This window comes from Streptomyces sp. NPDC057694 (assembly GCF_042799415.1).
Classification (GTDB): Bacteria; Actinomycetota; Actinomycetes; order Streptomycetales; family Streptomycetaceae; genus Streptomyces.
The window spans coordinates 297,742-320,527 of sequence record NZ_JBHVIX010000007.1 but is presented as its reverse complement, the minus strand read 5'-3'; the positions used below and the strand labels follow the sequence as shown (position 1 = coordinate 320,527).

Here is a 22,786-nt window from a genome sequence, read left to right as displayed (position 1 = left end):
CAGACAGTTAACGGTCATTAACATGGCGACGTGGTGAGGGGACCGCAGGATGCAGGAGGCACCTGAGCTGACGAGCGCGGCCGATCCCGCGTCGGAGGCCTGGCGGGCCAATGAGGCGGCCCACCGGGCGCTCGCGGCCGAGCTGCGCGAGAAGCTGACGGCCGCCCGGCTCGGCGGCGGCGAGCGGTCCCGCGCCCGGCACACCGCGCGCGGCAAGCTGCTGCCGCGCGACCGCGTGGACACCCTGCTCGACCCGGGCTCCCCGTTCCTGGAGCTGGCACCGCTCGCGGCGGACGGGATGTACGAGGACCAGGCACCGGCCGCCGGAGTGATCGCCGGCATCGGGCGGGTGTCGGGCCGCGCGTGCGTGATCGTCGCCAATGACGCGACCGTCAAGGGCGGCACGTACTACCCGATGACGGTGAAGAAGCACCTGCGCGCCCAGGAGGTGGCGCTGGAGAACCACCTGCCGTGCGTCTACCTGGTGGACTCCGGGGGCGCCTTCCTGCCGATGCAGGACGAGGTCTTCCCCGACCGCGAGCACTTCGGGCGGATCTTCTACAACCAGGCGCGGATGTCCGGCGCGGGCATCCCGCAGATCGCGGCGGTGCTCGGCTCGTGCACGGCGGGCGGCGCGTACGTCCCGGCGATGAGCGACGAGGCGGTGATCGTCCGCAATCAGGGCACGATCTTCCTCGGCGGCCCGCCGCTGGTGAAGGCCGCCACCGGCGAGGTCGTCACGGCCGAGGAGCTGGGCGGCGGCGAGGTCCACTCGCGGGTCTCGGGCGTCACCGACCACCTCGCCGAGGACGACGCGCACGCGCTGCGCATCGTGCGGACGATCGTCTCCACCCTCCCGGAGCGCGGCCCGCTGCCGTGGTCGGTGCGGGCGGCCGTCGAGCCCAAGGTGGACCCGGCGGGTCTGTACGGCGCGGTCCCGGTCGACTCGCGCACCCCGTACGACGTCCGGGAGGTCATCGCGCGCGTGGTGGACGGCTCGCGGTTCGCGGAGTTCAAGTCGGAGTTCGGGCAGACGCTGGTCACCGGCTTCGCCCGGATCCACGGCCACCCGGTCGGCATCGTCGCGAACAACGGCATCCTGTTCGCCGAATCCGCCCAGAAGGGCGCCCACTTCATCGAGCTGTGCGACCAGCGCGGCATCCCCCTGGTGTTCCTGCAGAACATCTCGGGGTTCATGGTCGGCAAGGACTACGAGGCGGGCGGGATCGCCAAGCACGGCGCCAAGATGGTCACGGCGGTGGCCTGCACGCGCGTACCGAAGCTGACGGTGGTGATCGGCGGCTCGTACGGCGCGGGCAACTACTCGATGTGCGGCCGCGCGTATTCGCCCCGCTTCTTGTGGATGTGGCCCGGCGCGAAGATCAGCGTCATGGGCGGCGAGCAGGCCGCCTCGGTCCTCGCGACGGTCAAGCGCGACCAGTTGGAGGCGCGGGGCGAGGACTGGGCGGCCGACGACGAAGAGGCGTTCAAGGCCCCGATCCGCACCCAGTACGACACCCAGGGGAACGCGTACTACGCCACGGCCCGGCTCTGGGACGACGGCGTGATCGACCCCATGGAGACCCGCCAGGTCCTCGGCCTGGCCCTGACCGCCTGTGCCCACGCGCCGCTCCCGGAGAAGTCCGGCGGCTTCGGCGTCTTCCGGATGTGAGGGGAGCTTAGGTAAGTGTTCGACACAGTTCTGGTCGCCAACCGCGGCGAGATCGCCGTCCGCGTCATCCGTACGCTGCGGCAGCTCGGCATCCGCGCCGTGGCCGTCCACAGCGACGCCGACGCGGACGCCCGGCATGTCCGCGAGGCCGACGAGTCGGTGCGCATCGGCCCGCCGCCGGCCGCCGAGAGTTATCTGTCGGTGGAGCGGATCGTCGAGGCGGCCCTGCGCACGGGAGCGCAGGCCGTGCACCCGGGCTACGGCTTCCTCGCGGAGAACGCGACGTTCGCGCGAGCCTGCGAGGACGCGGGCCTGACCTTCATCGGCCCGTCCCCCGACGCGATCGCGCTGATGGGCGACAAGATCCGCGCCAAGGAGACGGTCGAGGCGGCCGGTGTCCCGGTGGTGCCGGGCGGCCGCGATCCCGATCTGGCCCGGGCCGCCCACGAGTTGGGCGCCCCCGTACTGCTCAAGCCGTCGGCGGGCGGCGGCGGCAAGGGCATGCGCCTGGTCCGCGACCTGACGACGCTGGAGGAGGAGATCGCGGCGGCCCGGCGCGAGGCGCGGGCCTCCTTCGGTGACGACACGCTGCTCGTGGAGCGGTGGGTCGACCGCCCCCGGCACATCGAGATCCAGGTCCTCGCGGACGGACACGGCAACGTCGTGCACCTCGGCGAGCGCGAGTGCTCGCTCCAGCGCCGCCACCAGAAGATCGTCGAGGAGGCGCCCAGCGTGCTCCTGGACGAGGCGACGCGGGAGGCGATGGGCGCGGCGGCCGTGGAGGCGGCGCGCTCCTGCGGCTACCGGGGCGCGGGCACGGTGGAGTTCATCGTGCCGGGCGAGGATCCGTCCTCGTACTACTTCATGGAGATGAACACCCGCCTCCAGGTCGAGCACCCGGTCACCGAGCTGGTCACGGGCCTGGACCTGGTGGAGTGGCAGGTCCGGGTGGCGGCTGGCGAACAGCTCCCGTTCGCCCAGGCGGACATCACCCTCACCGGCCACGCGGTGGAGGCCCGTCTCTGCGCGGAGGACCCGTCACGCGGGTTCCTCCCCTCCGGCGGCACGATCCTCGCCCTGCACGAACCCGAGGGCGACGGGGTGCGCACCGACTCCGGGCTCAGCGAGGGCACGGAGGTCTCGTCGCTCTACGACCCAATGCTCGCGAAGGTCATCGCGTACGGCCCCGACCGGGACACGGCACTGCGCCGCCTGCGCGCCGCGCTGGCGCGCACGGTGACGCTGGGCGTGCCGACGAACGCCGGCTTCCTGCGCCGCCTGCTGGCCCATCCGGCCGTCGTGGCGGGCCAGTTGGACACCGGGCTCGTGGAGCGGGAGGCGGACAGCCTGGTCCCGGCGGACGTCCCGCCGGAGGTGTACGCGGCGGCCGGCGTGCTGCGCCAGCAGGCACTCGCCCCGAAGCCGGCGACCGGCTGGGTGGACCCGTTCGCCCACCCCGACGGCTGGCGCCTGGGCGGCAGCCCCGCCTGGACCGTCCACCATGTCCGCGTCCCCGGCCACGACCCGGTGGAGATCCGCGTCCGCGGCGCGGAGGTCCTGGTCGACGGCGCCCCCACCACCCCCGGCCGGCCGACCGCCACCGCGGGCGACTGGCTGGCCCGCGACGGCGACGCCTGGCAGGTCCGGGACCACGACCCGGTGGCGGCGACCCTGACCGGCGCGGGCTCCGGCGGCGCCGGTTCGCTCACCGCCCCCATGCCGGGCACGGTGACCGTGGTGAAGGTGGCGGTGGGCGACGAGGTCACCGCAGGCCAGAGCCTGCTGGTAGTAGAGGCCATGAAAATGGAACACGTCATCGCGTCCCCGCACGCGGGCACGGTCACAGAACTGGACGTCTCCCCGGGCACGACGGTGGCGATGGACCAGATTCTGGCGGTCGTCGAACCTTCCGGCCCCGCCGAGGGAATCGCGCCCGAAGGGGCGCGGGGAACTGCGCGACCAGCCACGACGGCGGAGCAGCCCGCTGACGGCCGAACCACCACCGGCGACGGGGATCCCAAGGAGGCCGCCCGATGACGCTCCCGATGATCAGCCCCGCTCCCGGCCTCCCGGCAAGGGTCCGGATCCACGAGGTGGGCCCCCGCGACGGCCTCCAGAACGAGAAGACCACGGTCCCCACGGAGGTCAAGGCGGAGTTCATCCACCGCCTGGCCCGCGCGGGCCTGACCACCATCGAGGCGACGAGCTTCGTCCACCCCAAGTGGATCCCCCAGCTGGCGGACGCGGAGACCCTGTTCCCCGAACTCCAGGACCTGACCGCCGACGGAGTCCGTCTCCCGGTCCTGGTCCCGAACGAGCGGGGCCTGGACCGAGCCCTGACCCTGGGCGCGAGCCACCTCGCCGTCTTCGCCAGCGCCACCGAGTCCTTCGCGAAGGCCAACCTCAACCGCACGGTCGCCGAGTCCCTGGCGATGTTCGAGCCGGTGGTGGCCCGCGCCAAGGACGCGCGGGCGCACGTGCGCGGGTACCTCTCCATGTGCTTCGGCGACCCGTGGGAGGGCCGGGTCCCGGTCCACCAGGTGGTCTCCGTCGCCAAGTCCCTCATGGACCTGGGCTGCGACGAGCTGAGCCTCGGCGACACGATCGGCGTGGCCACCCCCGGCCACGTGCAGACACTGCTCGCGGAGCTGAACGAAGAGGGTGTCCCCACCGACACCATCGGCGTGCACTTCCACGACACCTACGGACAGGCGCTCGCCAACACCCTGGCGGCGCTGCAGCACGGAGTCACCACGGTCGACGCGTCCGCCGGAGGCCTCGGCGGCTGCCCGTACGCGAAGAGCGCCACCGGCAACCTCGCCACCGAGGACCTCGTCTGGATGCTGCGCGGACTCGGCATCGAGACCGGCGTCGACCTCGGCCTGCTCACCGACACCAGCACGTGGATGGCCGGACACCTGGGCCGGCCCAGCCCGTCCCGCACCGTGCGCGCCCTCTCCGCGAACCCACAGGAGCAGTGAGAACGATGGATCACCACCTCTCCCCCGAGCACGAGGAACTGCGGCGCACCGTCGAGGAGTTCGCGCACGAGGTCGTGGCGCCGAAGATCGGCGACTACTACGAGCGGCACGAGTTCCCGTACGAGATCGTGCGCGAGATGGGGCGGATGGGCCTGTTCGGGCTGCCGTTCCCCGAGGAGTACGGCGGCATGGGCGGCGACTATCTGGCGCTCGGCATCGCACTCGAAGAGCTGGCCCGCGTCGACTCCTCCGTCGCCATCACCCTCGAAGCCGGGGTCTCGCTGGGCGCGATGCCGCTCCATCTCTTCGGCACCGAGGAGCAGAAGCGGGAGTGGCTGCCGAGGCTCTGCGCGGGCGAGATGCTCGGCGCGTTCGGCCTGACCGAGCCGGAGGCGGGCTCGGACGCGGGCGGCACCCGCACCACGGCGACCCGCGACCCGGAGACGGGCGACTGGGTCATCAACGGCACGAAGTGCTTCATCACCAACTCCGGTACGGACATCACGGGTCTGGTGACGGTGACGGCGGTGACCGGCCGCACGGCGGACGGCAAGCCGCTGATCTCGTCGGTCATCGTGCCGTCCGGGACGCCCGGCTTCACGGTCGCGGCCCCGTACTCGAAGGTGGGGTGGAACGCGTCGGACACGCGTGAGCTGCACTTCGACGACGTCCGCGTACCGGCCGCGAACCTGCTGGGTACGGAGGGCCGCGGTTTCGCCCAGTTCCTGCGCATCCTCGACGAGGGCCGGATCGCGATCTCGGCGCTCGCCACCGGCCTCGCGCAGGGCTGCGTCGACGAATCGGTGAAGTACGCCAAGCAGCGGCACGCGTTCGGGCGGAGCATCGGCGGCTACCAGGCGATCCAGTTCAAGATCGCCGACATGGAGATGAAGGCGCACACCTCGCGGCTGGCCTGGCGGGACGCGGCGTCGCGGCTGGTGTCCGGGGAGCCGTTCAAGAAGGAGGCGGCGCTCGCGAAGCTGTACTCGTCGACGATCGCGGTGGACAACGCCCGGGAGGCGACCCAGATCCACGGCGGCTACGGCTTCATGAACGAATACCCGGTGGCCCGGATGTGGCGAGACTCCAAAATCCTGGAAATCGGCGAGGGCACCAGCGAGGTCCAGCGCATGCTGATCGCGAGGGAACTGGGCCTGACCATCTGAACAAGCCCCACCGGGGCCAAATCAAGCCCCTCCGGCGATTGAGGAGCGGGGTCCGGGGCAGAGCCCCGTGTCCTTGACCACAGGCACCCCCGCCCCCTGGACATGCCAGGAACTTAGGTTAACCTACCCTCAGTTCTGCGACCCCGCCCGGCCAAAGTTCCGGCACGTCCGAAAGCAGCCCGTGATGCCCAACGCCCGCCTGTCCCGCCCCACCCGCCGCGGCATCCTCGCCGCAGGCGGAGCCCTCGGCCTCGGCGCCGCGCTCGCCGCGTGCGGCAGCGACAGCGGCTCGAAAGACAGCGGTTCGGACTCGACGAAGGCCGCGGAGAAGGCCGGCCCGTTCTCCTTCAAGGACGACCGCGGCACGACCGTGAAGCTGGACAAGACCCCGGCGAACATCGTGGCCTTCACCGGCGTGGGCGCGGCGCTCTACGACTACGGCATCCAGGTCAAGGGCGTCTTCGGCCCGACCACCGTCAAGGGCGGCAAGCCGGACGTGCAGGCCGGCGACATGCCGGTCGACAAGGTCACGGTCATCGGCAACGCCTGGGGCCAGTTCAACATCGAGAAGTACGCGGGCCTGGCGCCCGACGTCCTGATCACCACGATGTTCGACTCCGCGGGCACCCTCTGGTACGTCCCCGAGGAGTCCGCGGCGAAGATCGCCAAGCTCGCCCCGAGCGTCGGCATCTCCGTCTTCGACCGCCAGCTGACCCAGCCCCTGGAGCGGATGTACGCGCTGGCCGAGTCGCTGGGCGCCGACCTGAAGGCCGACAAGGTCGTCACGGCGAAGAAGCGCTTCGAGGACGCCGCGGCCCGGCTGCGCAAGGCCGCCAAGGCCCACCCCGACATCAAGGTGCTGGCCGGTTCGGCGAGCGCGGACATCTTCTACGTGTCCGGCACGGACCTCTCCATCGACCTGGAGTACTTCAAGGCCCTCGGCGTGAACTTCGTCGAGCCCCCGGCGAAGGCCAAGAAGGACTCCGGCGGCTGGTTCGAGAACCTGAGCTGGGAGAACGTCGACAAGTACCCGGCCGACATCATCATGATGGACGACCGCGCCCAGGCCATCCAGCCCGACGCCATCGAAGAGGGCACCTGGAAGAAGCTGCCGGCCGTCAAGGCGGGCCAGGTCATCCCCCGCTCCCCCGAGCCGATCCTGTCCTACGACAAGTGCGCCCCGCTCCTGGAGAACCTCGCCAAGGCGATCGAGACCGCGAAGAAGGTGTCGTAACCCCATGACCGCGACGGCCGAAGCCCCCGCTGTAGCCCCTTTCCGATTCTTCGATCTGCAAGTGGTCCGCACGCGGCGGCTCGGCCCGTCGCTGCTCCGGGTGACCTTCACCGGCCCCGCCCTCGAGCACTTCCACGGCGGCGGCCGGGACCAGTCCCTCTCCCTGTTCCTGCCGCAGCCCGGCCAGGACGCCCCCGTCCTGCCGCCCATCGTGCCCGGCGACGACGGGCACGGCTGGCACACCGCGTACCGGGCGCTGCCGGACGACGTCCGCGCGGTCATGCGCTCGTACACGCTCAGCGGCCAGCGCCGGTACCCGGCGCAGGAGGTCGACATCGACTTCGTGCTGCACAACGACGACCCGGCGACGACGGGCCCCGCCTGCCGCTGGGCGGAGGCCGCGACGGCCGGCGACAAGGTCGTGGTGCTCGGCCCCGCGATCGCCGACAACGCCGCGGTGCGCTGCCAGCCCCCGGCGGACTTCGACCACATCCTGATGTGGGGCGACGAGACGGCGCTGCCCGCCGCGCTCGGCATCCTGGCCTGGCTGCCCGCGTCCGTCTCCGCGCACGTGTGGCTGGAGGTCCCGCACCGCGCCGACATCCAGCCGATCCTCACGGCGGCCAATCTCACCGTGCACTGGCTGGTCCGCGACGAGCAGGCGCCGAGCGCGCTCGACGCCATCCGCGCCACCCGGCTCCCCGACACCGCACGGCCGTACGCCTGGCTGTCCGGTGAGTCCGGTTCGATGAAGGAGCTGCGCCGCCACCTGGTGCGCGAGCGCGGCTACGACAAGCGGGCGGTGAAGTTCGTCGGGTACTGGCGGCGCGGCCTGAGCGAGGACGCGCTGCGGGCGCAGGCCGCCGCGTAGGCCCCATGCCTCGCGCCACCACCCCGTAGACCCACCACCGCACAGATCCAATTCCCGCCAAACAACTACACATTCCGCCATAAACAGGGGCGGGGTCGCACGTGGAAATTAGGTTAGGCTAACCTAAGTCGAGCGTCGCGGCCCCGCCCCTGTCCATGGCCGCGGCACTCCTGCCCCACCCGGGAACCACCTCATCCCCACCCGGAGGAACCGTTCATGCGCTCGCACCTGCTCAATGACACGACCGCGGAGTTGTACCGCAGCTCCGTGACCGAGGGAATCGAGCGGGTGGCGGCCAAACTCGCCACCACCGCACGGCCGTTCACGGGCATCACACCCGACGCCCTCTCCCCCACCGTCGACGCCGTGGACCTCGACGAACCGCTGCACGACACCATCGCCGCGCTCGACGAGCTGGAGGACGTCTACCTCCGCGACGCCGTCTACTTCCACCACCCCCGCTATCTCGCCCACCTCAACTGCCCGGTCGTGATCCCGGCCGTGCTCGCCGAGGCCGTACTGTCCGCGGTCAACTCCTCGCTCGACACCTGGGACCAGTCCGCGGGCGGCACGCTCATCGAGCGCAAGCTGATCGACTGGACCGCCGCCCGCATCGGGCTCGGCCCGGCCGCCGACGGCATCTTCACCTCGGGCGGCTCGCAGTCCAACCTCCAGGCGCTGCTGCTCGCCCGCGAGGAGAGCAAGACCGACGACCTCGCCAGACTGCGCATCTTCGCCTCCGAGGCCGGGCACTTCAGCGTCCAGAAGTCCGCCAAACTCCTCGGCCTGCCCGCCAGTTGCGTCGTGACGATCCCCGTCGACAAGGACCAGCGGATGCGCACCCTGTCCCTCGCGGCCGAGCTGGAGCGCTGCCGCGCCGAGAAGCTCGTCCCCATGGCCGTCGTCGCCACCGCGGGCACCACCGACTTCGGCTCCATCGACCCGCTGCCGGAGATCGCCGAGCTCTGCGCCCAGTACGACACCTGGATGCACGTCGACGCGGCCTACGGCTGCGGTCTGCTCGCCTCGCGCACCCGCCGGGACCGCCTCGAAGGCATCGAGCGCGCCGACTCCGTCACCGTCGACTACCACAAGTCCTTCTTCCAGCCGGTGAGTTCGAGCGCCGTGCTGGTCCGCGACGGCGCCACCCTGCGGCACGCCACCTACCACGCGGAGTACCTCAACCCCCGGCGCACCGTCGCCGAGCGGATCCCCAACCAGGTGGACAAGTCGCTCCAGACCACCCGCCGCTTCGACGCCCTGAAGCTGTGGCTCACCCTGCGCGTGATGGGCGCCGACGGCATCGGCGGCCTCTTCGACGAGGTCTGTGAACTGGCCCACCAGGCATGGGAGTTGCTCGCCGCCGACCCGCGCTACGACGTGGTCGTCGAGCCGAGCCTGTCCACGCTCGTCTACCGCTACATCCCCGCGACCGCCACCGACCCGGCGGAGATCGACCGGGCCAACCTGTACGCCCGCAAGGCCCTGTTCGCCTCCGGCGACGCGGTCGTCGCGGGCACCAAGACCGGCGGCCGCCAGTACCTGAAGTTCACCCTGCTCAACCCCGAGACGACCCTCGACGACATCCGGGCCGTCCTCGACCTCATCGCCGGCCACGCCGAGCAGTACCTGGGAGACAGCCTTGACCGCGCCTCTTGAGACACACGACTTCATCGGGATCGGGCTCGGCCCCTTCAACCTCGGCCTCGCCTGCCTGACCGAGCCCATAGCCGAGCTGAACGGTGTCTTCCTGGAGTCCAAGCCGGACTTCGAGTGGCACTCGGGCATGTTCCTCGACGGCGCCCACCTCCAGACCCCGTTCATGTCGGACCTGGTGACCCTCGCCGACCCGACCTCCCCCTACTCCTTCCTCAACTACCTGAAGGAATCGGGGCGGCTGTACTCGTTCTACATCCGCGAGAACTTCTATCCGCTGCGCGTGGAGTACAACGCGTACTGCCGCTGGGCGGCGGCCAAGCTCTCCTCGATCCGCTTCAGCACCACGGTGACCGAGGTGCGCTACGAGGACGACGCCGAGACCTACGTCGTCACCACCGACACCGGCGAGACCTACCGCGCCCGCCGCCTCGTGCTCGGCACCGGCACCCCGCCGTACATCCCGGAGTCCTGCGCGGAGCTGGGCGGCGACGGCGTCCTGCACAACTCCCGGTACATGCAGCACAAGCAGGCCCTCCAGCAGAAGAAGTCGATCACGCTGGTCGGCAGCGGCCAGTCCGCCGCCGAGATCTACTACGACCTGCTGGGCGAGATCGACGTCCACGGCTACCGCCTGAACTGGGTCACCCGCTCGCCCCGCTTCTTCCCCCTCGAATACACCAAGCTGACGCTGGAGATGACGTCCCCGGACTACATCGACTACTTCCACGCGCTGCCGGAAGCCACCCGGTACTCGCTGGAGGAGCGGCAGAAGGGCCTCTTCAAGGGCATCGACGGCGAGCTGATCGACGCGATCTTCGACCTGCTCTACCAGAAGGGCCTCGACGGCCCCGTGCCGACGCGGCTGCTGACCAACTCGGCGCTGCGCACGGCCTCGTACGACGACAACGGCACGTACACCCTCGGCCTGCACCAGGAGGAGCAGGACAAGGCGTACGAGATCGAGACCGAGGGCCTGATCCTCGCGACCGGCTACAAGTACGCGACGCCCGCGTTCCTGGAGCCCGTCAAGGACCGCATCCGGCTCGACGGCAAGGGCCGCTTCGACGTCGCCCGCAACTACGCGATCGACACCACCGGGAGCGGCATCTTCCTGCAGAACGCGGGCGTGCACACCCACTCGATCACCAGCCCCGACCTGGGCATGGGCGCCTACCGCAACAGCTACATCATCGGCGAGCTGCTCGGCACCGAGTACTACCCCGTCGAGAAGACCATCGCCTTCCAGGAGTTCTCCGTATGAGCACCACCACCCGCACGCTCGGCAGGCTGACCCTGCGCCCCGTCGACCCGCAGCACGACGCCGAGCTGCTGCACCGCTGGGTCACCGATCCGAAGGCCGCGTTCTGGCTGATGCAGGACGCGAAGCTGGAGGACGTCGAGCGGGAGTACATGTCCATCGCGGCCCACCCGCACCACGACGCCTTCCTCGGGCTGCACGACGGGGAGCCCGCGTTCCTGATGGAGCGCTACGACCCGCGGTACGTCGAGCTGGCCGGCCTGTACGAGCCCGAGCCCGGCGACATCGGCATGCACTTCCTGACCGCGCCCTCCGAGACACCCATATCCGGTTTCACGCGGGCCGTGATCACCGCGGTCATGGAGCACCTCTTCACCGACCCGGCCGTCGAGCGCGTCGTCGTCGAGCCCGACGTGCGCAACACGGCGGTCCACGCGCTCAACGAGGCCGTCGGCTTCGTCCCCGAGCGCGAGCTCGACAAGCCGGAGAAGAAGGCGCTGCTGAGCTTCTGCACGCGCGAACAGTTCGAGAAGGCCACCGGAAGGAGCGCGCGAGCATGAGCATCGCGGACGCCGTCTCCCATCTGACCCCCGAGCACTGGGCCGAGGCCAACCGGCTCCTGATCCGCAAGGCGCTCGCCGAGTTCACCCACGAGCGGCTGCTCACCCCGGAGCCCGAGGCGGGCGACCGGTTCGTCGTCCGCAGCGACGACGGCAAGACCGCCTACCGGTTCGCGGCCCGCAGGCTGCGCCTCGACCACTGGCAGGTGTCCCCCGGCTCGATCACCCGCCACCGCGACGGCGCCGAACTCTCGCTGAACGCGCTGGAGTTCTTCATCGAGATGAAGGACTCCCTCGGCCTGAGCGAGTCGATCCTGCCCGTGTACCTGGAGGAGATCTCCTCCACCCTGTCCGGCACCTGCTACAAGCTGGCCAAGCCGGACCTGACGGCCGCCGAGCTGGCGGCCACCGACGACTTCCAGGCCATCGAGACGGGGATGACCGAGGGCCACCCCTGCTTCGTCGCCAACAACGGCCGGCTCGGCTTCGGCATCCACGAGTACCTGTCGTACGCGCCCGAGACCGCGAGCCCGGTCCGGCTGATCTGGCTGGCGGCGACGCGCGAGCGGGCCGCGTTCACGGCCGGCGCCGGCCTGGAGTACGAGTCCTTCCTCCGCGCCGAGCTGAGCCGGGAGACGCTCGACCGCTTCGACGCGACCCTGCGCGGGCAGGGCCTCGACCCGGCGGACTTCCTGCTGATGCCGGTGCACCCCTGGCAGTGGTGGAACAAGCTGTCGGTCACCTTCGCGGCGGAGGTCGCCCAGCGGCACCTCGTCTGCCTCGGCGAGGGCGACGACGAGTATCTGGCCCAGCAGTCGATCCGTACGTTCTTCAACACCACCGACCCCGCCAAGCACTATGTGAAGACGGCCCTGTCGGTCATCAACATGGGCTTCATGCGCGGCCTCTCGGCGGCGTACATGGAGGCGACGCCCGCGATCAACGACTGGCTCGCCGCGCTCATCGAGAACGACGAGGTGCTCAAGGGCACCGGCCTGACGATCATCCGCGAGCGGGCGGCCGTCGGCTACCGGCACCTGGAGTACGAGGCGGCCACCGACCGCTACTCGCCGTACCGCAAGATGCTCGCGGCCCTGTGGCGCGAGTCCCCGGTGCCGTCCCTGGCCCCCGGGGAACGCCTGGCCACCATGGCGTCGCTGCTGCACGTGGACCGCGAGGGCCGCTCGCTGGCAGGCGCCCTGATCGAGCGCTCGGGGCTGACGCCGAAGGAGTGGCTGAAGCCGTACCTGCGCGCGTACCTGACCCCGCTGCTGCACAGCTTCTACGCCTACGACCTCGTCTTCATGCCGCACGGCGAGAACGTCATCCTGGTCCTGGACGAGCGCGGCACGGTCCAGCGGGCCGTCTTCAAGGACATCGCCGAGGAGATCGCGGTGATGGACCCGGACGCGGTGCTGCCGCCGAAGGTCGACCGCATCCGCGCCGACGTCCCCGACGACATGAAGCTCCTGTCGATCTTCACGGACGTCTTCGACTGCTTCTTCCGCTTCCTGGCGGCGAACTTGGTCACGGACGGCGTCGTCGACGAGGACACGTTCTGGGCGGCGGTCGCGGACTGCGTACGTGACTACCAGGCGTCGGCGCCCCAACTCGCCGACAAGTTCGCCCGGTTCGACATGTTCGCCCCGAGCTTCGCGCTGTCCTGCCTGAACCGGCTCCAACTGCGCAACAACGAGCAGATGGTGGACCTCGCCGATCCCTCGGGCGCCCTCCAACTGGTCGGCGACCTGGACAACCCGATCGCGTAGGAACGGGCGCACAGACCGGCAGGGGCTCGGGGGACGGTCCCCCCGAGCCCCTGCCAGAATTGCTCCATGGCGGAAATCATCCAGCGCGACGGGACGTGGACGTTCGACGGCGAGACGCTGCGGCTCGTCCCGGGGCGCGACAAGGCCGTGACCCTGCTGCGCAGGACGCTGGGTGAACTGACCGTCCCGCTCGCGGCCCTGGCCGGCCTCTCCTTCGAGCAGGGCAGGAAGTCGGGCCGCCTGCGGCTCCGGCTGCGCGACGGCGCGGACCCGCTGCTCCAGGCGACCGGCGGCAAGCTGGCCGAGGGCACCGACCCCTACCAGCTCACGGTCGAGTCGGACCGCTACGGCGTCGCGGAGTACCTCGTGGACGAGGTGCGGGGCGCGCTGCTGCTGGAGCAGGTCCCTTCCTCGGCCTGCACGGAGTATCTGCTGCCGGGCCCGGCCGTGCCGCTCTCGGTCTCCGCGGGCGACGGCACGGCGAGCTTCGACGGGGAGCACGTCCGTCTGGAGTGGAACTGGAAGACGGAGGACGCCAAGGCGACCGCCGGTACCCGGCAGATCCCGCTCGCCGACATCGCGGCGGTGGAGTGGCAGCCGGCCGCGGGCCTGGAGAACGGCTGCCTGCGCTTCACCGTCCGCTCCGCGCCCACCAAGGCCCCGGCCAAGTACGACCCGAACTCCATCGAGCTGTGGGGCTTCAAGAAGGACCCGCTGATGGCCCTGGTCGCGGCGGCGGTGCAGGCCCGGCTGCCGCACCCGGGGGCGGGCGGCGCCGCGGCCCCCGCCCTGGGGAAGGCGCCCGCGGCCGCGCCTCCGGCACCCGCGAAGGTGCCGGAGGACGACCACGACGCACTGCTGCGCCGGCTGCGCGAACTGGGCGAGCTGCACCAGGCCGGAATCCTGACCGCCGAAGAGTTCGCAGCCGCGAAGCAGGCCGTGCTCAAACGGCTCTGATCCGCTCGGCGACCACGGCCCCGCCCGGCCCCCGCCGGCCCTCCGGGACGCGTTCCGATCCGCCGGACAGGCCCTAGCGCTTGGTCTTGCGGGCCACCACGAACCGATCGATCTCGGCCCCGGTCTCGGCGATGCCGCGGACCGTCAGGGTCGCCGTGCGCCCCGGGGAGGCGGGCTTCACGTCCACTCGCAGGAACGAGTAGTTGGTGTAGCGCACCCGCGACCAGTCGACGGTGACGGCCTTCTTCTCGCCGCCCTTCTCGGTCACGTACGAGGCGAACGGGTCGGTGTCCTTCTCGTTGCCCTCGTACGAGTCGGTGACCGGGAACGCGTACAGGCTCTTGCCCGCCGCGCCGGCCGTGACATAGACGACGCCCTCGGTCTCCGGGTAGACGGTGCCGCCGATCGGCAGCTCCTTGGTGACCTTCTCGCCCTTGAGCACGTCGGAGCGCTCGTAGACGTGGTTGTGGCCGTTGATCACCAGGTCGACGGTGTACTTCTCGAACAGCGGCACCCACTCCTGGCGCACGCCCCCCTCCGAGGCGTGCGCGGTGGCGGTGCAGTACGCGCAGTGGTGGAAGAAGACGACGACGAAGTCGACGCCGGAGTTGTGCGCCCGGTACTTCTTCAGCTGCGCCTCGAACCACTTGGTCTGCGTGCCGCCGGAGAGGCCGAGGTTGGCCGGGATCTCGAACGACACGTCGTTGGCGTCGAGCGAGATGATCGCCGTGTTGCCGTGCACGAAGGAGTAGACGCCGGGCAGGTTCTCCGGGTCGGGGCCGTTGGCCGGCGGCTCGAAGCGGGCCTGCTGGCTGCCGTAGCCGTGCGGCGCGTACCAGGCCTCCATGTCGTGGTTGCCGTAACTCACCATCCACGGCACGGTCTTGGCGACGGACTCGGTCTGCGCGAGGAACTGGTCCCAGGTCCGCGAGTCGAAGGTGTCCGTGGTCTGCCCCGAGCCCGACGGGTCCGCGTACGCGATGTCACCGGCGTGCAGGTGGAAGGACGGGCCCTGGGCCAGGATCAGGGAGTCGTTGGCGAGCGCGTGGTAGCTGACGCCCTGGTCGCCGAAGGCGGTGAAGGTGAAGGACTCCGCGCGGGAGGGCGCCGTGGTGAAGGTGCCGATGGTGCCCGCGAACTTCGGCGACGCCGGGTCGAAGCCCTGGTGGCCGACGCCGTAGTAGTAGGTGCGGCCCGGCTTGAGGTGGGACAGCTTGGCGTGCACGTAGTACTGGGTGTGGTCGGCGCTGGTCCCGACGCCGGCCGGCGTGTACAGGGCGCGGACCTCGGCGGATATCTTCCGCGACAGCTCACCGGCGCTGGAGCCGATCCGGATGAACGGGTTCTTGACGGGCACCGGCACCTGCCAGGAGACCGTCATCTCGGTGCGCGGGTCCTCGCCGTAGGAGAGGTGCCGGCCGAAGGGGGCGACGAGGGCGCCGTCGATGTCGGCGGTGGCGGAGACGGGCGCGGCGGCCGGGGCGGCCTGGGCGACGGCGCCCGGCACGAAGACCCCGCCGGCGACGGCGCCGAGGGTGACGGCCCCGCCGCGCATCATCGTGCGGCGGGAGAAGGTGCTGCGCAGGTACTCGTGCTGCTCGGCGAGGCTCCGCTCGGCCAGTTCGGCGGGTACGCCCATACGTGGAATGTCCATGGCTGAAAGGTGCTGGTGGCAACCATCCCGGTCGGATACGCCGGGTGAACGAGGGCGGAACAAGCGGCATGGCACCCTTCAAACCTTCTCCGTTTCCGCCCCGGTCGCCTCGTCCCACCCTCCGACCGCACGACCCTTGCCCGATATCGGGCAGATTTCTTGCGAAACCCTCGACCGTCCCTCAGGATCTACCGAGTGCACGAGGAACTTGTCGATCATCTGACGCGGACCACCGCCCTGAGCCGGGGCGAGGCGCTGCGGGTGATCCAGGACGTGCTCGCGTACTTCGACGAGCCGACGGAAGGGTTCGTCCGCCGCAGACACCGCGAGCTCCAGGCTCAGGGCCTGGTGAACGCGGCGATCTTCGAACAGATCCTGGCGGACCTGCGCTACCGCGCGGTGGCCCCGCCGGACCTGTCGCTGCGCCAGCTGCGGCGCATCGTCTACGGCTGACCCGGTCTCGGGCCGCTCCACCAACCAGAGGGGACTTTCAACACTTATGTGCGGAATTGTCGGTTACATCGGCAAGCGTGACGTGGCGCCACTGCTCCTGGAGGGCCTCCAGCGCCTGGAGTACCGCGGTTACGACTCCGCGGGCGTCGTCATCACGAGCCCCAAGGCGAGTGGCCTGAAAATGGTCAAGGCCAAGGGCCGCGTCCGTGACCTGGAGGCGAAGGTCCCGGCCCGCTTCAAGGGCACGACCGGCATCGCGCACACCCGCTGGGCCACGCACGGCGCCCCCTCCGACGAGAACGCACACCCCCACATGTCCGGCGACAACAAGGTCGCCGTCGTGCACAACGGCATCATCGACAACGCCTCCGAGCTGCGCGTGAAGCTGACCGCCGAAGGCGTGGAGTTCCTCTCCGAGACGGACACCGAGGTCCTCACCCACCTCATCGCCCGCTCGCAGGCCGCCGAGCTGGAGGACAAGGTCCGCGAGGCGCTCCGGCTGATCGAGGGCACGTACGGCATCGCGGTCGTGCACGCCGACTTCCCGGACCGCATCGTCGTGGCCCGCAACGGCTCGCCGGTCGTCCTCGGCATCGGCGACAAGGAGATGTTCGTCGCCTCGGACATCGCCGCGCTGGTGTCGCACACCCGCCAGATCGTCACCCTCGACGACGGCGAGATGGCGACCCTGAAGGCCGACGACTTCCGTACGTACACGACCGAGGGCACCCGCACCACGGCCTCCCCGACCACCGTCGAGTGGGAGGCGGCCTCCTACGACATGGGCGGCCACGACACGTACATGCACAAGGAAATCTCCGAGCAGGCCGACGCCGTGGACCGCGTGCTGCGCGGCCGCATCGACGACCGCTTCTCCACCGTGCACCTCGGCGGCCTCAACCTGGACGCCCGCGAGGCCCGTTCGGTGCGCCGCGTGAAGATCCTCGGCTGCGGCACCTCGTACCACGCGGGCCTGATCGGCGCCCAGATGATCGAGGAGCTGGCCCGCATCCCCGCGGACGCCGAGCCGGCCTCCGAGTTCCGCTACCGCAACCCGGTCGTCGACCCCGACACCCTGTACATCGCGGTCTCCCAGTCGGGCGAGACGTACGACGTCCTCGCCGCGGTCCAGGAGCTCAAGCGCAAGGGCGCGAGGGTCTTCGGCGTGGTGAACGTCGTCGGTTCCGCGATCGCCCGCGAGTCCGACGCCGGTGTCTACGTCCACGCGGGCCCCGAGGTCTGCGTCGTCTCCACCAAGTGCTTCACGAACACCACGGTCGCCTTCGCGCTGCTCGCCCTGCACCTCGGCCGCATCCGCGACCTGTCCGTGGCGGACGGCAAGCGCATCATCGAGGGCCTGCGCAAGCTGCCCGCCCAGATCACGGAGATCCTCGCCCAGGAGGCGGAGATCAAGAAGATCGCCGAGGAGTACGCGGACGCCCGCTCGATGATGTTCATCGGCCGCGTCCGGGGCTACCCCGTGGCCCGCGAGGCGTCCCTGAAGCTCAAGGAGGTCTCGTACATCCACGCCGAGGCCTACCCCGCCTCCGAGCTGAAGCACGGCCCGCTCGCCCTGATCGAGCCCGCGCTCCCCACGGTCGCGATCGTCCCCGATGACGACCTCCTGGAGAAGAACCGCGCCGCGATGGAGGAGATCAAGGCCCGCTCCGGCCGCATCCTCGCTGTCGCGCACCAGGAGCAGGAGAAGGCGGACCGCACCATCGTCGTCCCGAAGAACGAGGACGAGCTCGACCCCATCCTGATGGGCATCCCCCTCCAACTCCTCGCCTACCACACGGCCCTCTCCCTGGGCCGAGACATCGACAAGCCCCGCAACCTGGCGAAGTCCGTGACGGTCGAGTAGACACTGCGGCCCGGTGAACGCCCCTGGGCGAGCGAAGCTCGCATCAGGGGCGCGGGGAACTGCGCGACCAGCCACGACGCGACCCGCACCCGGCAACGAGACCGCCCCCGGCACACGAACGGGCCCCCTCCGCGCGCCACCACACACGAAGGGGACCCGTTCCCGCAGGGCCGAAGCCGCCCATTGCCCCGGCCCAGATGGCTGTCAGCCGGCGGCCGTCACGCCCCGACCGGCAGCCCGCCCGGGCAACACCGTGGGCAACCCCGCCATGACGGCAGTTGCCCCGTACCAGGCGGCAAGCCCACCGGCCACGGCGAACCAGCCGCCCACCTTGGCCAGCCCGTCCGGACCCCCGAACGCGGCGACGGCGAGCAGCAGCAACGCCACGAACAGCGCCCCGTACGTGCCCCGTACGAACACCCCGGCCCCCGCGGAACCGAGCGTCAGGCTGAGCGCGAGCAGGGCGAACAGCAGCAGGAAGAGCCCCGCCGCGTTGGCCGAGGTCGCCGATACGGCACTCCCCGCCCCGACCCCCCAGGTGAACCAGAAGGCGCCGAGCCCGGCGAAGGCCGTACCGGTGAAGCCGTCCTCGCGCAGCGCGAGGAGACCGGCGACGAAGAGGGCGATCCCGCCCACGTACGTCGCGAGGGAAACCGCGTCGGCCGCCGTGACACCGTCGATCACCGTGGTGTGACCGAGACCGAATGCCAACAGGGTGAGTCCGAGCGCGAGTTGACCGAGAGTCGAGACGGGCGAGGCGATCGCCCTGTTTCCCGCGGAGACGTCGTTGTCCACAGCGGGCTCCCTTCATGCAATGTGCGGGTGCTCCGTGTTGTTGTCCAGCGACCGGTATGTACCCTTCACAAAGGCACAAAGCACCTCTACGCGTCAGTAGGTTCATCAATCGCTGCGAAATTCAACAGCACTGCCCCACCCGCAAGTTGAATGACGGAAAAGAGCCGGGGACCCAGGCGCGCGGAAACCTACGGAATGACGATCACGGGCCGCTGCGCGCGCCGCGCGAGCCGTCCCGCGACCGAGCCGAAGATCCGCCCGACGAGACCGTGGGTCGAGCCCACGACGATGGCGTCGGCGGAGTACTCCCGTCCGACCTCCTCCAGCTCGTGGCAGATGTCGCCACCGCGCTCGACGAGGATCCAGGGGACTTCGGAGAGATACTCCGCGCAGGCGAGTTCCAGCCCGAGGACCTCGGTGCGGTGGTCGGGCACATCCACGAAGACAGGCGGCTCACAGCCCGCCCACACCGTGGTCGGCAGCCGATTGGCGACATGCACGATGATCAGACCGGAGCCCGAGCGGTGCGCCATGCCGATCGCGTACGCGAGTGCCCGCTCGCTCGATGTCGAGCCGTCGAAGCCGACGACGACACCGTGCTTGAAGGCGGGGTCACAGGCGTGACGGGGCTCTTCCGCCGCTCGGGGGGTCGTCGTGGGATCGGCGACCTGCCGCTTGCGGCCTTCGGGTTCAGGAAGTTCGTGACCGGCCATGAGTGTCTCGGCGTGTACCTCGTGGGCCTCAAATGAGGGGACGACATCTGATCGGCGGAGCTGTGTCCGGGAATCATCTTCCCAACCCCATACCCCCAAGGGTACGGCGACACTCCTCCTCTGCCCAGACTCCGGCCCGCTCTCAGGCCTGTATGCACGTCCGCTCCGCAGCGTTCAGGGGAGCATGCACGAGGCGCCGACCGTATGGCAATGGTTGCTGCCCCGTACAGGCGGTTTGCGCACTCTTGTGGGCCACTCGCGTGCGGATCGAGTGACCGGGACGCACACCGCGCGTTGAACTCCCGACCGTCACGACCCAGGGAGCACCGAGGAGCACCACGTGCCCGGACCGTCCACCGCGCACCGGACCACCGGCTCGCGCCGGAGCATCCCGGCCCCCGCCCGCGCGCCGGAGTCGCACACACGGCCGACCCCACACACCCATGACAAGCCACCCGTGGGGACCGACGGAGCGGGCGATGTCGTCCGCTGGGCGGCGTTCAGCTGTGTTCTGGTGCCTCTGGTTCTCGTCGGGTACGGCATCTCGGCGGCCGGCGCCGCCGGGGCCGCTCTGGGTCTCGCCGCCGTCACCGCGGCGTGCCGACTGCTCCTGCGTCAGTCCGAACGTGGCGCCGCACGGTTGCACACTGAACAATGCTGCACGCATCGTGGTAGGCACGGCCGTACGGGGCAGGGGGCGCACAGGGGCGGACACCGCGCCGAGCAGAGTGCGCCGGTGGACTGATCCGTTTCAACGCGCTACCCCGTATATTTTCAGCCAACTTCGGCCACACAGGCTTTCCTTGCCCTTCGGTGCCCTCAACCCCCGTTCCACCAGGGCTGAAAGGGTCGCAAAAGCCCCGCGCACCCTACGGGGACCGGCCACTGAGTTGAGGCGCACTTCCCACCAACGCCCGCGAGTGCAACGCTTCGTGATCGAATGCTTCACGCCAAGTTGCCATGTCGACAATGTGCCAGGTCTTTAACTGGTCACAGGGGCAGCCGGAGACACAGTAGATTCGATCATGACTGGTCGAGTTTTTGGCGGCGGGGGACTTCAGCAGGACCGAGGGGAAACGTGCAGGAGCGAACAGCCCGTCAAAGTATTGAGGGAGCCGCGATCACCGAGGGGGGCTTAGCAGGATGAGCCACGACTCCACCACTGCGCCGGAGGCGGCGGCTCGCAAGCTGTCAGGGCGCCGGCGACGCGAGATCGTCGCGGTGCTGCTGTTCAGCGGCGGACCCATCTTCGAAAGTTCCATACCGCTCTCCGTGTTCGGAATCGACCGTCAGGACGCGGGAGTTCCCCGTTACCGGTTGCTCGTGTGCGCCGGTGAAGAGGGACCCCTGCGGACCACCGGAGGGCTTGAACTCACAGCGCCCCATGGGCTCGAGGCGATCTCGCGGGCAGGCACGGTCGTCGTGCCGGCCTGGCGGTCGATCACCTCGCCGCCCCCGGAGGAGGCGCTGGACGCGATCCGTCGCGCCCATGAGGAAGGAGCGCGCATCGTCGGACTGTGCACCGGCGCGTTCGTGCTCGCCGCGGCGGGCCTGCTCGACGGCCGCCCGGCCACCACGCACTGGATGTACGCACCGACACTGGCAAAGCGATATCCGTCCGTCCATGTGGACCCGCGCGAGCTCTTCGTGGACGACGGCGACGTACTGACAAGCGCCGGCACAGCCGCCGGTATCGATCTGTGCCTGCACATCGTGCGCACGGACCACGGCAACGAGGCGGCCGGTGCGCTCGCCCGCCGCCTGGTGGTACCACCGCGCCGCAGTGGCGGCCAGGAGCGTTATCTCGACCGGTCGCTGCCCGAGGAGATCGGTGCGGACCCGCTGGCCGAGGTCGTCGCCTGGGCGCTGGAACATTTACACGAACAGTTCGACGTGGAGACTCTGGCGGCCCGTGCCTATATGAGCCGCCGGACCTTCGACCGCCGTTTCCGGTCGCTGACGGGGTCCGCCCCGCTCCAGTGGCTGATCACGCAGCGGGTCCTCCAGGCCCAGCGGCTGCTGGAGACGTCCGACTACTCGGTGGACGAGGTCGCGGGGCGCTGCGGGTTCCGTTCCCCCGTGGCACTGCGCGGTCACTTCCGGCGGCAGCTGGGCTCGTCCCCGGCGGCGTACCGCGCGGCCTACCGGGCGCGCCGGCCGCAGTCGGGCGACGGCCCGGGGGCGAACGGCAAGCCGACCGACAGGCCGCCGGTCGACCTGGCCGCCATGCAGGGCGACCCGGCGGGCCCCGGTGGCGTGCCGAGCCAGTCCCGGCGCACGGCCGCGGCCGCGTCGGGGCTTGGCGCCCATGCGGCGTCCCTGCCGACGGGGCCGCCGGGGCACACGGGGCACGGGGGGTACACCGGGCACTCCGGGCACCTGGAGGGCGGCAAGCCGCCGTCCGACGCGTTCGCTCCGGGGCGCGCCAGTCTGCCCGGGCCGCGGATCGCGCCCCAGTAACCCGTACAGGAGCTGACGCCCGTCGTCTGCCAGCGAGAAGGTCTGACCCGTAGGGTTGGCCGCATGAACGATCGCATGGTGTGGATCGACTGCGAGATGACCGGACTCTCGCTGGCGAACGACGCGCTCATCGAGGTGGCCGCACTGGTCACCGACTCCGAGCTGAACGTATTGGGTGAAGGGGTGGACATCGTGATCCGCCCGCCGGACGAGGCCTTGGAACAGATGCCCGAGGTGGTGCGGCAGATGCACACCACCTCGGGTCTCCTCGACGAGCTGGCGGGCGGCACGACGCTCGCCGACGCCGAGGAGCAGGTCCTGGCGTACGTACGTGAACACGTCAAGGACGCGGGCAAGGCCCCGCTCTGCGGGAACTCGGTCGGTACCGACCGCGGATTCCTGCTGCGGGACATGCAGACGCTGGAGGAGTACCTCCACTACCGGATCGTCGATGTGTCCTCGGTCAAGGAACTGGCCCGGCGCTGGTACCCGAGGGCGTACTTCAACAGTCCGGAGAAGAACGGCAACCACCGGGCGCTCGCCGACATCCGCGAATCCATCGCGGAGCTGCGCTACTACCGCGAGGCGATCTTCGTCCCGCAGCCCGGGCCCGACTCCGACACCGCGAAGACCATCGCGGCGAAGCACGTCCTGCCTGCGGAGTAGCCGCTCCCAGGCCCGCCAGTACGGGGTCCGGATCCCCTCGGGGAGAGAGGCGCC

18 protein-coding genes are annotated in these 22,786 nt (G+C 70.3%); 15 read left to right on the top strand and 3 right to left on the bottom strand.

The genetic code is table 11. The features are described from left to right. Positions 1-49: 49 nt before the first annotated feature. The 11 genes from ACFVDP_RS19200 (at position 50) to ACFVDP_RS19150 (ending at position 14,127) form a co-directional block, all read left to right on the top strand. Positions 50-1,672 carry a carboxyl transferase domain-containing protein gene (locus ACFVDP_RS19200; protein ID WP_383490889.1) on the top strand — a complete coding sequence of 541 codons (1,623 nt, stop codon included), beginning with the start codon at positions 50-52 and terminating at the stop codon, positions 1,670-1,672. A gap of 15 nt (positions 1,673-1,687) precedes the next feature. Further along, complete coding sequence (locus tag ACFVDP_RS19195; protein ID WP_383490887.1) at positions 1,688-3,709, top strand: biotin carboxylase N-terminal domain-containing protein; 2,022 nt, start codon at positions 1,688-1,690, stop codon at positions 3,707-3,709. Continuing rightward, the gene (locus tag ACFVDP_RS19190; RefSeq protein WP_383490885.1) at positions 3,706-4,653 is read left to right on the top strand and encodes a hydroxymethylglutaryl-CoA lyase; all 948 of its coding nucleotides are present in this window, start codon (positions 3,706-3,708) and stop codon (positions 4,651-4,653) included. Before ACFVDP_RS19195 ends, ACFVDP_RS19190 begins: the two co-directional genes overlap by 4 nt. A gap of 5 nt (positions 4,654-4,658) precedes the next feature. Further along, the gene (locus ACFVDP_RS19185) at positions 4,659-5,819 is read left to right on the top strand and encodes an acyl-CoA dehydrogenase family protein (RefSeq protein WP_383490883.1); all 1,161 of its coding nucleotides are present in this window, start codon (positions 4,659-4,661) and stop codon (positions 5,817-5,819) included. Between the two features lie 184 nt (positions 5,820-6,003). Further along, positions 6,004-7,053, top strand: coding sequence for an ABC transporter substrate-binding protein (locus tag ACFVDP_RS19180; RefSeq protein WP_383490881.1), 1,050 nt, complete (start codon positions 6,004-6,006; stop codon positions 7,051-7,053). 4 nt (positions 7,054-7,057) lie between these two features. Continuing rightward, positions 7,058-7,924, top strand: coding sequence for a siderophore-interacting protein (locus ACFVDP_RS19175; protein ID WP_383490879.1), 867 nt, complete (start codon positions 7,058-7,060; stop codon positions 7,922-7,924). A gap of 216 nt (positions 7,925-8,140) precedes the next feature. Continuing rightward, a complete protein-coding gene (gene desA, locus ACFVDP_RS19170; protein ID WP_383490877.1) occupies positions 8,141-9,583 on the top strand; it encodes a lysine decarboxylase DesA in 1,443 nt (480 codons plus the stop codon). Beyond that, positions 9,567-10,844, top strand: a complete 1,278-nt coding sequence (locus tag ACFVDP_RS19165) for a lysine N(6)-hydroxylase/L-ornithine N(5)-oxygenase family protein (protein ID WP_383490875.1) — start codon at positions 9,567-9,569, stop codon at positions 10,842-10,844. The genes desA and ACFVDP_RS19165 overlap by 17 nt, the downstream gene beginning before the upstream one ends. Then, positions 10,841-11,401, top strand: coding sequence for a GNAT family N-acetyltransferase (locus ACFVDP_RS19160; protein WP_383490873.1), 561 nt, complete (start codon positions 10,841-10,843; stop codon positions 11,399-11,401). Before ACFVDP_RS19165 ends, ACFVDP_RS19160 begins: the two co-directional genes overlap by 4 nt. Further along, positions 11,398-13,170: an IucA/IucC family protein gene (locus ACFVDP_RS19155; RefSeq protein ID WP_383490871.1), complete on the top strand. Its 1,773-nt coding sequence runs from the start codon at positions 11,398-11,400 to the stop codon at positions 13,168-13,170. Before ACFVDP_RS19160 ends, ACFVDP_RS19155 begins: the two co-directional genes overlap by 4 nt. Before the next feature lie 66 nt (positions 13,171-13,236). Next, positions 13,237-14,127 (top strand): DUF4429 domain-containing protein, encoded by an 891-nt coding sequence (locus ACFVDP_RS19150; RefSeq protein WP_383490870.1) that lies wholly within the window; start codon positions 13,237-13,239, stop codon positions 14,125-14,127. A 73-nt stretch (positions 14,128-14,200) separates the two neighbouring features. Here ACFVDP_RS19150 and ACFVDP_RS19145 read toward each other — a convergent pair whose 3' ends face one another. Continuing rightward, positions 14,201-15,781 (bottom strand): purple acid phosphatase family protein, encoded by a 1,581-nt coding sequence (locus ACFVDP_RS19145; RefSeq protein ID WP_383490868.1) that lies wholly within the window; start codon positions 15,779-15,781, stop codon positions 14,201-14,203. A gap of 195 nt (positions 15,782-15,976) precedes the next feature. Between ACFVDP_RS19145 and ACFVDP_RS19140 the strand changes: the two genes are divergently transcribed. Together ACFVDP_RS19140 and glmS are read left to right on the top strand one after the other, a co-directional pair. Next, positions 15,977-16,234: a hypothetical protein gene (locus ACFVDP_RS19140; protein WP_383490866.1), complete on the top strand. Its 258-nt coding sequence runs from the start codon at positions 15,977-15,979 to the stop codon at positions 16,232-16,234. 46 nt (positions 16,235-16,280) lie between these two features. Then, complete coding sequence (glmS, locus tag ACFVDP_RS19135) at positions 16,281-18,098, top strand: glutamine--fructose-6-phosphate transaminase (isomerizing) (protein ID WP_383490864.1); 1,818 nt, start codon at positions 16,281-16,283, stop codon at positions 18,096-18,098. Between the two features lie 204 nt (positions 18,099-18,302). Here the strand turns inward: glmS and ACFVDP_RS19130 are convergent, their stop codons facing one another. Together ACFVDP_RS19130 and ACFVDP_RS19125 are read right to left on the bottom strand one after the other, a co-directional pair. Further along, positions 18,303-18,893 carry a GPR1/FUN34/YaaH family transporter gene (locus ACFVDP_RS19130; protein WP_383490862.1) on the bottom strand — a complete coding sequence of 197 codons (591 nt, stop codon included), beginning with the start codon at positions 18,891-18,893 and terminating at the stop codon, positions 18,303-18,305. A 188-nt stretch (positions 18,894-19,081) separates the two neighbouring features. Beyond that, complete coding sequence (locus ACFVDP_RS19125; RefSeq protein WP_383490860.1) at positions 19,082-19,606, bottom strand: universal stress protein; 525 nt, start codon at positions 19,604-19,606, stop codon at positions 19,082-19,084. A 1,143-nt stretch (positions 19,607-20,749) separates the two neighbouring features. Here ACFVDP_RS19125 and ACFVDP_RS19120 point away from each other — a divergent pair. Both ACFVDP_RS19120 and orn read left to right on the top strand, forming a co-directional pair. Further along, entirely contained in the window at positions 20,750-22,066 is a 1,317-nt protein-coding gene (locus ACFVDP_RS19120) for a helix-turn-helix domain-containing protein (RefSeq protein ID WP_383490858.1), read from the top strand. 63 nt (positions 22,067-22,129) lie between these two features. Further along, entirely contained in the window at positions 22,130-22,732 is a 603-nt protein-coding gene (orn, locus tag ACFVDP_RS19115) for an oligoribonuclease (protein WP_383490856.1), read from the top strand. Positions 22,733-22,786: the final 54 nt, after the last annotated feature.